General features: G+C 60.7%; 11 protein-coding genes and 1 pseudogene. 10 read left to right on the plus strand and 2 right to left on the minus strand.

All coding sequences use genetic code 11. The annotated features are described in order from the left end of the window. Positions 1-4: 4 nt before the first annotated feature. The gene (locus tag Q1X90_RS01235; RefSeq protein ID WP_300765842.1) at positions 5-1819 is read left to right on the plus strand and encodes a proline--tRNA ligase; all 1815 of its coding nucleotides are present in this window, start codon (positions 5-7) and stop codon (positions 1817-1819) included. 371 nt (positions 1820-2190) lie between these two features. Then, positions 2191-2721: a single-stranded DNA-binding protein gene (locus Q1X90_RS01240; RefSeq protein ID WP_300765843.1), complete on the plus strand. Its 531-nt coding sequence runs from the start codon at positions 2191-2193 to the stop codon at positions 2719-2721. A gap of 48 nt (positions 2722-2769) precedes the next feature. Here the strand turns inward: Q1X90_RS01240 and Q1X90_RS01245 are convergent, their stop codons facing one another. Then, entirely contained in the window at positions 2770-4839 is a 2070-nt protein-coding gene (locus Q1X90_RS01245) for a M13-type metalloendopeptidase (RefSeq protein ID WP_300765844.1), read from the minus strand. Positions 4840-5156: 317 nt separating this feature from the next. On the opposite strand from Q1X90_RS01245, the pseudogene Q1X90_RS01250 reads away from it, so the two are divergent. The 3 genes and pseudogenes from Q1X90_RS01250 to Q1X90_RS01260 all read left to right on the plus strand — a co-directional run. Beyond that, a pseudogene (locus Q1X90_RS01250) lies at positions 5157-5723 on the plus strand (DUF308 domain-containing protein); the annotation flags it as partial. A gap of 54 nt (positions 5724-5777) precedes the next feature. Further along, a complete protein-coding gene (gene map / locus Q1X90_RS01255; protein WP_300765846.1) occupies positions 5778-6557 on the plus strand; it encodes a type I methionyl aminopeptidase in 780 nt (259 codons plus the stop codon). 87 nt (positions 6558-6644) lie between these two features. Further along, positions 6645-7940 (plus strand): citrate synthase, encoded by a 1296-nt coding sequence (locus Q1X90_RS01260; protein ID WP_300765847.1) that lies wholly within the window; start codon positions 6645-6647, stop codon positions 7938-7940. A 91-nt stretch (positions 7941-8031) separates the two neighbouring features. Here the strand turns inward: Q1X90_RS01260 and dapD are convergent, their stop codons facing one another. Further along, positions 8032-9027, minus strand: coding sequence for a 2,3,4,5-tetrahydropyridine-2,6-dicarboxylate N-succinyltransferase (gene dapD / locus Q1X90_RS01265; RefSeq protein ID WP_300765848.1), 996 nt, complete (start codon positions 9025-9027; stop codon positions 8032-8034). A gap of 138 nt (positions 9028-9165) precedes the next feature. Here dapD and Q1X90_RS01270 point away from each other — a divergent pair, with 138 nt between their 5' ends. The 5 genes from Q1X90_RS01270 (at position 9166) to Q1X90_RS01290 (ending at position 14163) form a co-directional block, all read left to right on the plus strand. Further along, positions 9166-9297: a hypothetical protein gene (locus tag Q1X90_RS01270; protein WP_300765849.1), complete on the plus strand. Its 132-nt coding sequence runs from the start codon at positions 9166-9168 to the stop codon at positions 9295-9297. 144 nt (positions 9298-9441) lie between these two features. Then, positions 9442-10593 (plus strand): peptide chain release factor 2, encoded by a 1152-nt coding sequence (prfB, locus tag Q1X90_RS01275; protein ID WP_300765892.1) that lies wholly within the window; start codon positions 9442-9444, stop codon positions 10591-10593. A 33-nt stretch (positions 10594-10626) separates the two neighbouring features. Continuing rightward, positions 10627-11778 carry a cell division ATP-binding protein FtsE gene (gene ftsE, locus Q1X90_RS01280; protein ID WP_300765850.1) on the plus strand — a complete coding sequence of 384 codons (1152 nt, stop codon included), beginning with the start codon at positions 10627-10629 and terminating at the stop codon, positions 11776-11778. Further along, the gene (gene ftsX / locus Q1X90_RS01285) at positions 11775-12695 is read left to right on the plus strand and encodes a permease-like cell division protein FtsX (protein ID WP_300765851.1); all 921 of its coding nucleotides are present in this window, start codon (positions 11775-11777) and stop codon (positions 12693-12695) included. Before ftsE ends, ftsX begins: the two co-directional genes overlap by 4 nt. A 160-nt stretch (positions 12696-12855) precedes the next feature. Continuing rightward, on the plus strand, positions 12856-14163 hold the full coding sequence (locus Q1X90_RS01290; RefSeq protein ID WP_300765893.1) for a CHAP domain-containing protein: 1308 nt from the start codon (positions 12856-12858) through the stop codon (positions 14161-14163). Positions 14164-14175 lie beyond the last annotated feature (12 nt).

A 14175-nucleotide genomic window follows, 5' to 3' on the forward strand; every position in this document is an offset into this window, starting at 1 on the left:
ACGCATGACTTCCACAGCACTTCGCATGTCCACCTTGTTTTTGCGCACGCTTCGCGAGGACCCCGCGGACGCCGACGTCGATTCGGCCCGCCTTCTAGAAAGGGCGGGCTACATCCGCAAGACGGCCCCCGGCATCTGGACGTGGCTTCCCCTGGGTCTGCGCGTTTTGAACCGGATACAGGGCATCGTCCGCGATGAGATCAACGGCATCGGAGGTCAGGAGGTCCATTTTCCCGCGCTTCTGCCACGTGAGCCCTATGAGGCCACCCATCGCTGGGAGGAGTATGGGGAGAACCTCTTCCGTCTTAAGGACAGGCATCAGGCCGATTATCTTCTGGCACCCACGCATGAGGAGATGTTCACGCTTCTCGTCAAGGACATGTACTCGTCCTACAAGGATCTTCCTGTCACTCTTTACCAGATCCAGACCAAGTACCGTGATGAGTTCCGCCCCAGAGCGGGCCTGATCAGGGGACGCGAGTTCATCATGAAGGACGCCTACTCCTTCGACATCGACGAGGAGGGGCTGCGCAAGGCATATGAGAACGAGCGGGCCGCCTATGAGCGCATTTTCCGCAGGCTTGGCGTGGAGTATGTGATCGTCCATGCGATGTCCGGGCCTATGGGTGGTTCGGCCTCGGAGGAGTTCCTGGCCCCCCTGGCCATCGGCGAGGACACCTTCGCTCAATCGCCATCGGGCAAGGCGTGGAACGTCGAGGCGCTGACCACCCCCAGGGTGGCTGATATCGATTATTCGGGCACTCCGGCGATTGAGCCGTTGCCCACGCCCGATAGCGAGACCATCGAGACGTTGGTGGATCGCGCGAACGCGGCTCATCCGCGTGATGACGGGCGTCCTTGGAAGGCCGGCGATGTCCTGAAGAACCTCGTCATCGCAGTGAAGCACCCTGAGGATGACAAGCATGATCGTCCTTGGCGGGAGCTCGTGGCCGTCGCGGTGCCTGGGGACCGCCAGGTCGATCTCAAGCGGCTGGAGGCCCAGTTCGCACCCAACGAGATCGAGGAGGCGAACCAGGGCGATCTGGCCGCTCATCCGGAACTGGTGAAAGGTTACATAGGGCCGGGGGTCCTTGGACCGCAGGCCCGCGAGAAGTCCATCTCCGACCCCGTGCGTTATTTCATGGACGCGCATGTGGCTCGTGGATCCGAATGGCTTACGGGCGGAGACCGTCAGGGGCTTCACGTCGCCCATGCCGTCTATGGCCGCGACTTCGACGTCGACGGGGTTGTTGAGGCGGTTCAGGTCCGTCAGGGCGATATGAGCCCGGATGGTTCAGGGCCGTTGAGCTTCCAGCGCGGTGTTGAGATAGGACAGGTCTTCCAGTTGGGGCTGAAGTACTCCAATGCGTTGGGACTGAAGGTGTTGGATTCGAATGGCAAGGCAGTCCCCGTGTGGATGGGATGCTATGGCATCGGCGTGTCCCGCGTTTTGGCGTGCATCGCCGAATCTCATCATGACGACAAGGGTTTGGCATGGCCGGTGGCCGTGGCTCCGGCGCAGGTGCATGTGATCGCGACCGGCAAGGACAGCGTGGCATTTGACGCGGCCGAGCGTTTGGTCGGGGAGCTTGAGGCGCGGGGCGTCGAGGTGTTGTTTGACGACCGGCGCAAGGTGTCTCCCGGAGTGAAGTTCAAGGACGCCGAGTTGATCGGCGTTCCCGTTGTGGCGGTCGCTGGCCGCGACACGGTGTCCAACGGCACGATCGAGGTGCGTGACCGTACCGGCGAGAGATCCGTCGCGGTTCCCGCCGACTCCGCCGCGGACAAAATCGTGGAACGGGTGCGGGAGCTTCTCTGACACCGATTCGAGGCGTGTGCGCGTATCTGGCGGTGCTCGTGTCCGATTGCTACGGCTGTGATGGTCCGTTCCCTTGATGGGGGACGGACCATTCGTTGTTGCGTTTGGGGCTGGTCTGGTTTGATGTCTTGTCCTGTCTGATGGCGGCCGCCATGCCTTCGACCACAACTCCTTCGAGGGAGCCCCTCCATGATCGGCGTCGGTCGAGAATGGTGCCACCGCGTTGGCCGTGATTCTCGACCGGAGCTTGGTGGAAGCCCCCTTCGATGTGTCCGCACGGACTGCGCGGACCACTCGGATTGGCGTTCCCTATTGGAACAGAAGCGAAACCATGGGGAACTCATTGTTGCCGCGCGTCGGAAGGAGACATCATGCCGCAGCAGGGAATTGCAGTCATCACCGGTTTCGTCGGTTCGGATCCCGGTTCGTTCGGACGGGAGGGAGGGCCCGCCGCGTGCTCATTCCGTCTGGGGTGCACCAGACGATTCTTTGATGCGCAGCAGCGGCAATGGAGGGATCATCCCACGGTATGGATCACAGTGAAATCTTTCCGTCAACTGGCGGTTAACGTGATGACGAGTGTGAGGAAGGGCGATCCTGTGATCGTCACTGGGTCGCTTGCCCAGGACGAGTGGACCAAGGACGGCATCAATCGCACGTCGATCGTCATGCATGCTTCGTGTGTGGGGCATGATCTGTCTCGAGGAACCAGCACTTTCGTCAAATCGCCTCTTCCCGCTCAGACGGAGGACGGCCTGGGAGGCGAGGAATTTGAGGAGGATGAGCGGGAAGATGGTGATGGCGACGAACATGTCCATGAGAATGCAACGAGGGGCGACGAATCCTCGGATTCCTCCGAAGATGCGACAGGCGATGCCGCCGCGGCTCATCGCGCACGATGACGGCCATGTCTCCAACAATGGGAGGGTCGTCAGAACGCCGGTCTTGTCCTACCAGATGGTCACCCGCGAATCGGGATCCATCCACATCCCATCCTCTGGACGCACGCCGAAGGCCTCGTGGAAGAGATCCACATTGCGGACGATTCCATTGGTCCGGAATTCGGCAGGCGAATGAGGATCGATCTGCAGATACTGTTCGGCAAGCTCGTCGCGCTGTTTTGTGCGCCAAATCGAGGCATAGCTCAGGAAGAAACGCTGAATCCCCGTGAATCCGTCCAATATGGGTGCGGTTTCCAGCAGATCGCGTATGCCATTCGCCGACTCGTCGTGGGGAAGTGAGGACGAGTCGGCGAGGGCGAATGCGTATGCCTTGAGTGATATGGACACGCCGCACAGGTCACCGATGTTCTCTCCGATTGTCAAGGATCCATTCACGTGTGGGGCGTGGTCCGGATTCTGAGCGTACTTTTCGGTTAGTTGTTCGGGAACATACGAATCGTATTGGGCGATCAGGGATTTCGTGAGCTTGTCGAAGCGGACTCTGTCCTCGTCGGTCCACCAATTGCTGAGGCGGCCGTGACCGTCGTACTGGCTTCCCTGATCGTCGAAGCCGTGTCCGATCTCATGTCCGATCACAGTGCCGATGCCTCCATAGTTGGCGGCATCATCGACGTTTGGATCGAAGAAGGGAGGCTGAAGTATGGCCGCGGGGAAGACGATGACGTTCATGGTCGGCTCGTAGTAGGCGTTCACCGTCTGCGGGTTCATGAGCCACTCGTCACGGTCAACGGCGTGCCCCGCCTTGGACAGCTGATACCCCGATTCGTAGAGGGAAGCCGCGCGCATATTCGGTACAAGGCCCGCGTCGGAATGGATATCCAAGGCGGAGTAGTCGCGCCAATGCGAGGTGCATCCGATCTTGGGGACGAATGCCGCGAGCTTGTCGAGCGCCTTCGCCTTCGTGCCCTCGCCCAGCCAGTCGCTGGATCGGATCGATGCGCGGTAGGCCTCAATGAGGTTGGATACCAGCGCCTCCATCCTTTCGCGCGACTCCTGTGGGAAATGCCGTGACGCGTATTCGCGCCCGACATCCTCGCCGCATACGCTGTTGACGAGGGAAACCCCGCGTTTCCAACGGGCGCGCTGCTCCGGAGCCCCAGACAGGGTTCTTCCGAAGAAATCGAAGTTGGTCGAATCGAATTCCGATGACAGCATGGGGGCCCATCCCATGATGGTATGGACGCGGGCCCAGAGAATCAGCTCATCAAGAGTGCTGTCCCGCCAAAAACGGCCCAATCCGGAGATGAAGCTGGGCTCATGGACGATCGTGCGGGACAACGCGGAGAGAATATCCACCGGCAGAAGCGAGGATGCCCGAGTGGAGTCGTACGACCTCTGCCACGCGCGGGCCCATCGTTCGATGTTCCAACCGGCCAGCGAGGATTCAAGATCGGCGAAGTCGGTGGGATTATATGTTTTCTGCGAATCGCGAGTCTCGACGTTGTTCCAGTGGTAAGCGGCGAGACGCGTCTCCACGCGAAGGAATAGATCGGCCTGCGAATCCGCATCGTCGTAACCCGCGTGCCGGAGCTGGTCGGACACCATTCGCGCGTAGGACTGGCGTATCGGCTCGTATCTTTTTTCGCGGTAGTACGCCTCATCGGGGAGTCCCAGACCACCCTGCTCGATGTGGACGATGTTCACGTCCGGGTCTCCCGGGTCGCCGTACACGCCGATGTCGAGAAGGTCGGGTCCTCCCTGGGCGGACAGCGATCCCAAAGTCTCAGTGAGGGAATCTTTTTCGGAGCACGAGTCGATGGCGTCAAGATCGGGGCGAATCGGTGACGCTCCGGCCTCCTCAACCGAATCGGTGTCGCAGAAGGAGCGATACAGGGCCTGCGATTTGGGGGCCGTGCTGTCGTCGTCCTCCAGAATGTCCCGGATGTCGTTCTCCGCCTGCTCTGCGAGACGGTCGAAGGATCCATAACGGGAACGGTCGTCGGGCAGCCGATAGGTGTCAATCCATGGACCATTGACATAGCGGAACAAATCGTCACGTGGTGTGGTAACCGCCGAAAAGGAGGAGGGATCCACGCCGGAGAGCTCAGATGTCGTCATGTTTTCACACTATCCACATCCGTGATTGAAGACAAACGGGACAGCGCGGCACGCGGAGCCGTCATCTGGGTGGATGACCGGATAGTGGGATGGGGGATTGGAGTGCGCGTGGATCCCTTCCGCGGGTATTCGCGGACCTTTTCACTCGGCTACCATTGAAGCGGCATGTGCACAAAGCTTTGGCCGCGCCGAACGTGGTCGCCATGGACGACCACGACGGTGGGGACGGCTGGAATCAACGCAGGAGAACGATTATGACATCGACACCACAGAACGGCACGCCCGGAAACGGCGGATGGAACGAGGGTCCGGCGTCGAATCCCTTCCGGCTTGTCGAGGAGATGCTTCCGCAGAAGGCCAAAAGCGCAGTGCGGACCAGGTACGGGATTCTGGGCGTGGCCGCCGTTCTTCTTGGCGGTGCACTTCTTTTCTGGCCAGGGCGGACGCTGTCGGTCGCCGCGATTCTGATTGGAATCTATTTCATCGTGTCGGGTGTGATCCGAATCGTGAGCGCACTGGTGGAGCTGGGGCTCCCCGCGGGATGGAGGGTTCTTGACATTCTGGTCGGCGTTCTTCTCTCCGTGGGCGGCGTGATCATGCTCAAGAACACCACGTTGTCCGCGACGACTCTCGCGGTGCTGGTGACTATGACGGTCGGCATCGGATGGATCATGGAGGGAGTCATCGCGCTGACGGAGTCCTGGAAGGTTCCGAATTCGGGATGGGCGGTCGCCTATGCGGTTCTGTCCATCATTGCTGGCGTGGTGGTCCTCGTGTTCCCGCTGTCGGCCACGGCCATGATGATCATCTTCGCAGCGGTCGCCCTTCTTGTGACCGGAGTGGTGGCGGTCGTCCGAGCGTTCAGTTTCGGCAGGTCCCGCTGACCATCCCGCGGACGGCGCATCGTTCTTGTTCGTGTGGGGAACTAGGGTGAAGACATGATTGAGTTGAAGACGCCATCGGAAATCGAGGCGATGAAGCCGGCGGGAAGGTTCGTGGGGTCCATTCTCACGGAGCTGCGCAAGCGCACAACCGTCGGCACCAACCTCCTGGAGATTGATGATTATGTCAAAGAGAGGGTTCTGAGTCGCAAAGGCGCGGAATCCTGCTACGTGGACTACGCTCCCGATTTCGGAACGGGACCGTTCGCCCACTACATCTGCACATCGGTTAACGATGCCGTTCTTCATGGCGTTCCCTACGACTACAACCTCAAGGACGGCGACCTCGTCAGCCTCGATCTGGCGCTCAGCGTCGATGGTTGGGTGGGTGATTCGGCGATCAGTTTCGTCGTCGGGCGGGACAAGAATCCCGAGGATCTGCGTCTTATCGCGTGCACGGAGAAGGCCCTTGAGGCAGGCATCGCGCAGGCGCGGCCGGGCAACCGCCTGGGCGACGTCTCCGCCGCCATCGGCGATGTGGCGCGGTCGGATGGGTACACGGTCAATGTGGAGTTCGGCGGGCACGGCGTGGGGCACGTTATGCATGGCGATCCGCATGTGGCCAACGACGGGCGGGCCGGCCACGGATACCGTCTTCGTCCGGGTCTGGTCATCGCCATTGAGCCTTGGTTCATGGCGACGACCGACGAGATCTATCAGGATCCGAAGGATGGATGGACGTTGCGCTCCTCGGATGGATCCCGGGGCGCGCACACCGAGCACACCATCGCCATCACCGAGGATGGTCCGGTCATCCTCACTGCGCGGGACGAGTAAGTGACCACGGATCGATGCGCCATGCGGCCTGGGGCCTACGCCCCGGGCCGCATGGGTATGTATCGCCATTGAGAGGAGGACGCGCTGATGAGTTCGGCGGAGTTCGATGTCGATGACAATAAATTCACGCTTCCAGTCGTCAAGGCGACGGAAGGACCCGATGGCATCGTCGTGTCCAAGTTGCGCAACGATGGATGGGTGACGCTGGACCCGGGATTTTTGACCACCGCGCAGTGCGAATCCAAGATCACGTTCATCGATGGAAGCAAATCCGTTCTGCGGTATCGCGGGTATCCGATCGAGCAGCTGTGCGAGAAGTCGGACTTCCTGGAGGTCGCGTGGCTTCTGCGGCATGGCGAGCTTCCTACGCAGGAGCAGTACGACCGCTTCTGCTCGGACATCAACCATCGGACGATGGTGGGCGAGGATTTCCGCACGTTTATGGGTTCCTTCCCCCGGACGGCCCATCCCATGAGCATGCTGGCCTCGGCGGTCAACGCCTTGGCGACGTTCTATCCGGACACTACTGACGTCTCGGACTCGGACCAGCTCGACGAGGCGGCCACCATCATCATGGCCAAGGTGCGGACCATCGTGAGCTACATATTCCGCCGCCGGCGTGATGAGCCCATGCTGTTTCCCGACTATTCGCGGGGCTATGTGGACGATTTCCTCCGCATGTGCTTCGCGGTGCCGTATGAGCCCTTCGAATCCGATCCATTGTATGTGCATGCCCTCGGACGGTTGCTGATCATCCATGCCGACCATGAGCAGAACTGCTCGACGTCGGTTGTGAGGATAGCGGGAAGCGCGCACGCCAACCTGTACTCCGCGATCGCCGCGGGAATCAACGCACTGTCCGGACCGTTGCACGGCGGAGCCAACGAGGCAGTGCTTCGCCAGCTCAAAGCCATCCGAGACTCGGGAAAGACTGTCGAGGAGTTCGTCGAATGGTCCAAGGAGAACGGACGGCGAATCTCCGGACTGGGGCATCGCGTCTATAAGTCCTATGATCCGCGCGCCGCAATCGCCAAGCAATATTTGGAGAAGATCATGGCAAGGTCGGACACCTCTCGTTTGCCTGCCGACGAACGGGCTCTTTTCGATGTCGCGACCGAGCTTGAGCGCATCGCCATGAGCGACGAGTATTTCATCTCCAGACATCTCTATCCGAACGTCGATTTCTACACGGGTCTCATCTATCGCGCCATAGGCTTCGATCCCGCGATGTTCACTACGCTGTTCGCCTTGGGAAGGATTCCGGGGTGGATCGCCCAGTACCGTGAGATGCTTGCGGACCCCAACACCAAGATAGGCCGTCCCCGGCAGGTGTACACGGGCGAGGATGAGAGGCCATACGTTCCTATGTGCGACAGGGGATGATGCAAAGGGCAACGGGTGATGCCCGTTTGTGGAATCCCGCCCATCCGCGAACCGCATGACATAGTGCGTTAGGGGTTGGGTGGGATCGTCGTCAGTTCCTGTGGAGCTTCTCGTTGAGGGCGATGCCGACTTTTCGGTACCGGGCCTCGATCGCTCCGGTGACCGAATTGCGGATGAACAGGATGTTGTTCTTGCCGCTGAGCTCGGCAGCTTTCACCACGTCAAGAGGTTCACCCGCAGCCACCTTCGATTTGTCATGGATGGTGACCTTGGTGCCGGCGGTGATGTACAGTCCCGCCTCGACGACGCAGTTGTCTCCCAGAGAGATTCCGATCCCGGCGTTCGCCCCGAGAAGACTGTGCTCCCCGATGGAGTTCCGCAGCCTTCCACCACCTGACAGCGTGCCCATGATTGACGATCCTCCGCCGATGTCCGATCCGTCGCCCACAACGACGCCTTGCGACACGCGGCCCTCGACCATCGACACCCCAAGCGTCCCGGCGTTGAAGTTCACGAAGCCCGCGTGCATCACGGTCGTTCCCGACGACAGATAGGCCCCAAGCCTCACCCTGTCCGCGTCTCCGATGCGCACGCCCGTGGGAACGACATAATCGACCATGCGGGGGAACTTGTCGACGCCCAGCACGCAGACGGTCTCGGGGGTGGACCGGTTCTCACCACGGGATGCGGCCTCCATCACGGCGAGTCGTCGAAGAGCGAACCCCTCCACCGGGAACGGGCCGTGATCGGTCCACACAACCGTCGTCAGAGCCGAGAAGATTCCCTCGAGATTGATGGTGTTCGGCTTGACGAGTCGTGTGCTCAGCAGATGAAGGCGAAGGTAGGCATCCGCCGCGTTAGTGATGGGGGACTGCAGATCCACGTCGGTGAACACCGGAACTCGTCGCACGCCCCGGTTGTCGAGGTTGGGAAGGACAAGCGCCCCGAAGCCGTGGTCGGGACGGTCGGCCGCCGTCGGTGCCGCCCCCAGATGGGGGTCGGGATACCACGTGTCCAGCGTCGTTCCCTGATCGTCGATCGACGCCAAACCCCAGCCCCATGCGTGGGTAAGTGTGTCCTCTGCCATGCCGTGATTCCTTTCCGCCGGAGGATCGCGTCCGGCGGCCCACGACAGGCCCCGTCGCACGTCCAATTGAGACCAACTGTACAGCTCCGTCATCGACGCGACGAGGAGAATTCCACGATCGTGCGTACAATGGCCGGCATGAGCGACGGCAGGGATGACAGAGAGCGGCGTGAGCGGCGGCAGAGGTTGGTCGCGCGTGTCGTGTGCGTCGTCGTTGTGGCCTCGATGTTTGTGGCGCTGGTTCTTCCCGCCATCTATTCCGGTCTTTGACGGATTTTCGGCATGATGCGGACGCCCGACGGCCCACGGGGCGATGACCGCTGAGGAGTGTGGGCGTGGTGCGATGTGTGGACAGTGGATATGGTGGGCCGGCGGGAAGTCCGGCACGGACGATGACGGAATATGGTGGTGATGATGGCAGATTTTGATTACGCTCAGGAGCTTGCGCAGATCGATGAGAAAAGTGCGATGATGTCGAAGGCGTTGGATGTCGACGAGCTTCGCGACAGCATCAGGAGCCTGGAGGTCCAGGCGGCGGAGCCCGGCCTGTGGGATGATCCCGAGCACGCGCAGAAGGTGACGACGCATCTGTCGGTAGCCCAGTCGCAGTTGAGGCGGCTGGAGGACCTTGCCCGCCGCATTGAGGATGTCCACACTTTAGTGGAGTTGGGCCGTGAGGAATCCGACAAGGAATCCCTTGAAGAGGCGCGGGCCGAGATCACTTCGATTCGTTCCGATCTGGCGGATCTTGAGGTGCAGACGCTGCTCGATGGAGAATACGACGCGCGCTCCGCCGTCGTTACCCTGCGATCGGGCGCCGGAGGTGTCGATGCCGCTGACTTCACCCAGATGCTTCTGCGTATGTATCTTCGGTGGGCGGAGCGTCATGGATACAAAACGACGATGATGGACACCTCGTACGCCGAGGAGGCTGGGATCAAATCCGCCACCTTCCGCGTCGACGCGCCATACGCGTATGGACGGATGTCTGTCGAGGGAGGAACGCACAGATTGGTCCGCATATCGCCGTTCGACAATCAGGGCAGGAGGCAGACCAGCTTCGCGGCCGTGGAGGTCGTGCCACTCGTCGAGGCGACCGATCACATTGACGTGCCCGATTCCGACATCCGAGTCGACACCTACTGTTCCTCGGGTCCAGGGGGACAGGGGGTCAACACCACGTATTCCGCCGTTCGGATCACGCATTTCCCCACGGGGATCGTGGTGACCATGCAGGACGAACGTAGCCAGATCCAGAACAGGGCGGCGGCGATGGCCGTTCTCCAGTCGCGGCTTCTTGTTCTGCGCCATGAGGAGGAGGCGCGGAAGAAGAAGGAGCTCGCGGGGGACATCAAGGCGAGTTGGGGAGACCAGATGCGGTCCTACGTGCTGCATCCCTATCAGATGGTCAAGGATCTGCGCACCGGCTATGAGACCTCGCAGACCCAAGCGGTCTTCGACGGGGATATCGATGCGTTCATCGAGGCGGGAATCCGATGGCGACATGAGCAACGCAAGGCAGAGCAGGCCGGCTCGGATGCCGCCAACGGTTCGACTGGAAAGTAGATTCCACGTGGGAAACGGGAAGGATGACGCGACATGGCGCTGATCACTTTGGACAAGGTGTCGAAGGTCTATCCCAAGGGCACACGCCCGGCGTTGGACGATATCACGCTCCACATTAATCGTGGTGATTTCGTGTTTCTTGTGGGATCGTCCGGCTCGGGGAAGACCACCTTGCTCAGTCTGCTCCTTCGGGAGGAAGAGGCCACCGATGGGGAGATCCACGTAGCGGGCAACGATTTGAGAAGGCTGCCCAACAGGCAGATTCCGCGCTACCGCCGGTCGTTGGGCTTCGTTTTCCAGGATTACAAGCTTCTCAACAATAAAACCGTTTGGCAGAACGTGGCCTTCGCTTTGGCGGTGATCGGCGAGAGCAGGTCCACCATCAGAACGATGGTCCCCAAGGTTCTCGAAACGGTGGGACTGACGGGCAAGGAGCGCAACTATCCCCATGAGCTGTCGGGCGGCGAGGCCCAGCGTGTGGCCATAGCGCGTGCCTACGTCAACCATCCGCAGATTCTTCTTGCGGATGAACCGACGGGAAACCTCGACCCCACAACATCGCTGGGAATCATGGAGGTGCTTGATTCCATCAATCGTCTGGGAACGACCATCGTGATGGCGACCCACAACGAGGAGATCGTCAATTCCATGAGACGACGCGTGGTCGAGCTCCATGAAGGGGTTATCGTGCGCGACGAGGCCCGTGGGTCGTACGACTCGTCCCTGTATTACGAGAAAGAGTCGGCTGTCGCCGAATCATCCCAACCACGGTCTCTAACCATCGATGGCGAGGATGACGGCATCGCACGACTCGCGACCTCCCTGCACTCGGGCAGGGTCGGACGCTATGGTGAGGCCTTCCAGCCAGTCGAAACGACGATGACCTGGGGCAAGGGAATCGATTTGGAATCGCAGGGGGCGGCGGGATCTCAGGAATCACGAGAACAGGAGGATTCGGAGGAGCGGAATCCTCAGGATGGGGTCCAATCAGGGGCTCTTCCGCCATCTCCACCATCTCCGCCAACACCTCCCGAACCGCCGGTTCCTGTCGAACGGTCAGCAGAGGGAGCCCAACAACAGTCCGATGTCGAGCAGGGTTCTGGTATCCAGCGGCCACAGGACGAGATGGACGGCATCGGGGCCGATTCCGCGCGTGAGGCGCCCGCCAAGGAGAGTGGACGATGAGACCACGATTTGTCGTGTCGGAGATATGGACCAGCTTCACCCGCAACATTCCGATGATTCTGTCGGTGACATTGGTCACGTTCATCTCGTTTCTTTTCATCGGCGCGTCCGGGCTTCTTCAACTGCAGATAGTCAAGGCGAAGGGTGACTGGTACGACAAGGTCGAGGTCGTCGTTTGGCTGTGTCCGGACGGGACGAGCCAGTCGGCGAATTGCACCGGAAGCGCGGCCACCGCCGCCCAGATCACTGATCTGGAGAAGACAATCAGGGATGAGCTGTCATCCGACGTCGCAAAAACCACGTTCATGAGCAAGGGGGAGTTCTACAAGAACTCCTTCCTCAAGCAGTACCCCGACGGCGAGTTTCAGGGACGGACGCTCACTGCCAGCGATATGCAGGACTCCCTGTGGTTGAAGCTGAAGAATCCCGAAAGATACAAGGTCGTCGCCGAAGTCCTGTCCGGCAGGGAGGGGGTCGAGGAGGTCAGCGACCAGCGGCAGATATTCGAACCGGTATTCACCGTGTTGAACAAGGCCACCGTCGTGACCATCGCGCTGGCGGTGGTGATGGTGGTGGTGGCGATTATGCTCACCGGCACCACGATTCGGATGTCCGCGGCATCCCGGCGGCAGGAGACCGAGATCATGCGGCTTGTGGGCGCTTCGAATTGGACGATACGGCTGCCGTTCATCCTCGAGGGGGCCATCGCATCGATTCTCGGATCGGTGCTGTCCTGCGTGACATTGGCTGTGGTTGTCAAAGTGTTCATCACGGATTGGCTGGTGGACAACATCTCATGGATGCCGTTCGTTGACCAGACGACTGTATGGACCATATCTCCTATCATCATCGGTGGCGCGGCGGTTCTGTCAATAGCCACCTCGTCGATCGCGTTGCGGCGGTATCTGCGGGCATGATTCCATTCATCCCGTGTCTTAGGACGGACACCGCCTGCTATCGTGGGTGTCACTGACGCAGCTATGGAAAGGAACCCCATCAATGATGAAGGGACGAACCTTGTCGGCGGCGATCGCCGCGGGAATCGTGTGCCTGGGACTCGTTATCCCACCCCTTGCGATGGATGCGCAGCCGGCCTACGCCATCTCCTATAGCGATCTGCAGAGCGCGAAGAACAGCAAGGCAAGCAGCACCGCGCGTGAGGAGGAGCTTCGTTCCCAGCTGTCGGGTGTGAAATCCGATCTCGCGGACAAGATCGTGGAGCTGGATGACATCACCAACACACAGATTCCGGCTGCGCAAAAGAAGGTGACCGCCGCGAATGAGGCGGCCGCCGCCGCGCAGGCCGAGGCGAAAGCGGCAGCCCAGCGGCTTGCCGCGGCGCAAAAAGACAAGACGAATCTGGAGAAGAGCATCGCCAAGACCGGTGTGGACTACGACGATGCGAAGGCCGCCGTCGCCCAGATGGCACGTCAGGATATGCGCGGATCCGACGCTTCGGACATGATGAGCATCGTCACGGGTTCCACAAGCACCAAGGATTTCATCAGCTCGATGCAATCCAAGGACGCCCTCTCCCGCAATGAGTCCAACGCGGCCAGCGACGCCGCCACCACGCTGAGTGTCTCCATGAACCGTGCCCAGCGCCTCGCCGCCATCGAGAAGCGTATCTCCACCCTGAAAACGGCGGCGGACACCAAGGCCGCGGCGGCGAAAGCGTCCGCGGAGCAGGCGCAGAGCGAAAGGGCCAATCTTGACGTCCTCCGGCAGAAGGGCGAGGCGGCCAGGGCTGAGCTGGAATCCCAACAGAGCCAAATCACAAGCGCAGTAGCGGCTCAGGCCGCCAAGACCCTCATGCTTGAGTCGCAACTTGACTCATACAACCGTCAGTACGCCGCCCAGCAGGCGGCCGCGGCGGCCAAGGTCGATAACGGGAAGCAGGGGTCGACGGATTCGTCGTCAAATGGCTCGTCCAGTGGTGGTTCCTCGGGTGGTGGCTCGTCGAACGGTGGTTCCTCGTCGAACGGTGGTTCCTCGGGTGGTGGCTCGTCGAACGGTGGATCCTCGAGTCAGGGCACATCGAACGGCGATTACGGCAACGCCTATGTCGCGGGGCAATGCACCTGGTGGGCGTATGACCGCCGTCGTCAGATGGGAATATCGACGCCCTCGTATCTGGGCAACGGCGGACAGTGGTGGGCGACTGCGCCGAACTACGGTCTCGTCGTGAACCACACGCCTCAGGTGGGGGCGGCCATATCCTTCCTTCCCGGACAGTTGAACGCGGACAGCACCTATGGACATGTCGGCGTGGTGGAAAGCGTGTCCGGCAACACCATCACGATCTCCGAAATGAACTACAAGGGGCCATTCATCGTCAGCCCCAGGACGATCTCCAACGCGTCCCAGTATTGGTATGTGCACTGACGCGCGCTGAGA

Source organism: uncultured Bifidobacterium sp., from assembly GCF_949292005.1.
Lineage (GTDB): Bacteria > Actinomycetota > Actinomycetes > Actinomycetales > Bifidobacteriaceae > Bifidobacterium.

What these genes read in the sequence shown, in the direction of transcription:
- Q1X90_RS01270 (WP_300765849.1), top strand. Translation starts at nt 9,166, where the DNA reads ATGAGCGACGGCAGGGATGACAGAGAGCGGCGTGAGCGGCGGCAGAGG.
- Q1X90_RS01240 (WP_300765843.1), top strand. Translation starts at nt 2,191, where the DNA reads ATGCCGCAGCAGGGAATTGCAGTCATCACCGGTTTCGTCGGTTCGGAT.
- Q1X90_RS01260 (WP_300765847.1), top strand. Translation starts at nt 6,645, where the DNA reads ATGAGTTCGGCGGAGTTCGATGTCGATGACAATAAATTCACGCTTCCA.
- ftsE (WP_300765850.1), top strand. Translation starts at nt 10,627, where the DNA reads ATGGCGCTGATCACTTTGGACAAGGTGTCGAAGGTCTATCCCAAGGGC.
- Q1X90_RS01235 (WP_300765842.1), top strand. Translation starts at nt 5, where the DNA reads ATGACTTCCACAGCACTTCGCATGTCCACCTTGTTTTTGCGCACGCTT.
- prfB (WP_300765892.1), top strand. Translation starts at nt 9,442, where the DNA reads ATGGCAGATTTTGATTACGCTCAGGAGCTTGCGCAGATCGATGAGAAA.
- Q1X90_RS01245 (WP_300765844.1), bottom strand. Translation starts at nt 4,839, where the DNA reads ATGACGACATCTGAGCTCTCCGGCGTGGATCCCTCCTCCTTTTCGGCG.
- dapD (WP_300765848.1), bottom strand. Translation starts at nt 9,027, where the DNA reads ATGGCAGAGGACACACTTACCCACGCATGGGGCTGGGGTTTGGCGTCG.
- Q1X90_RS01290 (WP_300765893.1), top strand. Translation starts at nt 12,856, where the DNA reads ATGGATGCGCAGCCGGCCTACGCCATCTCCTATAGCGATCTGCAGAGC.
- ftsX (WP_300765851.1), top strand. Translation starts at nt 11,775, where the DNA reads ATGAGACCACGATTTGTCGTGTCGGAGATATGGACCAGCTTCACCCGC.
- map (WP_300765846.1), top strand. Translation starts at nt 5,778, where the DNA reads ATGATTGAGTTGAAGACGCCATCGGAAATCGAGGCGATGAAGCCGGCG.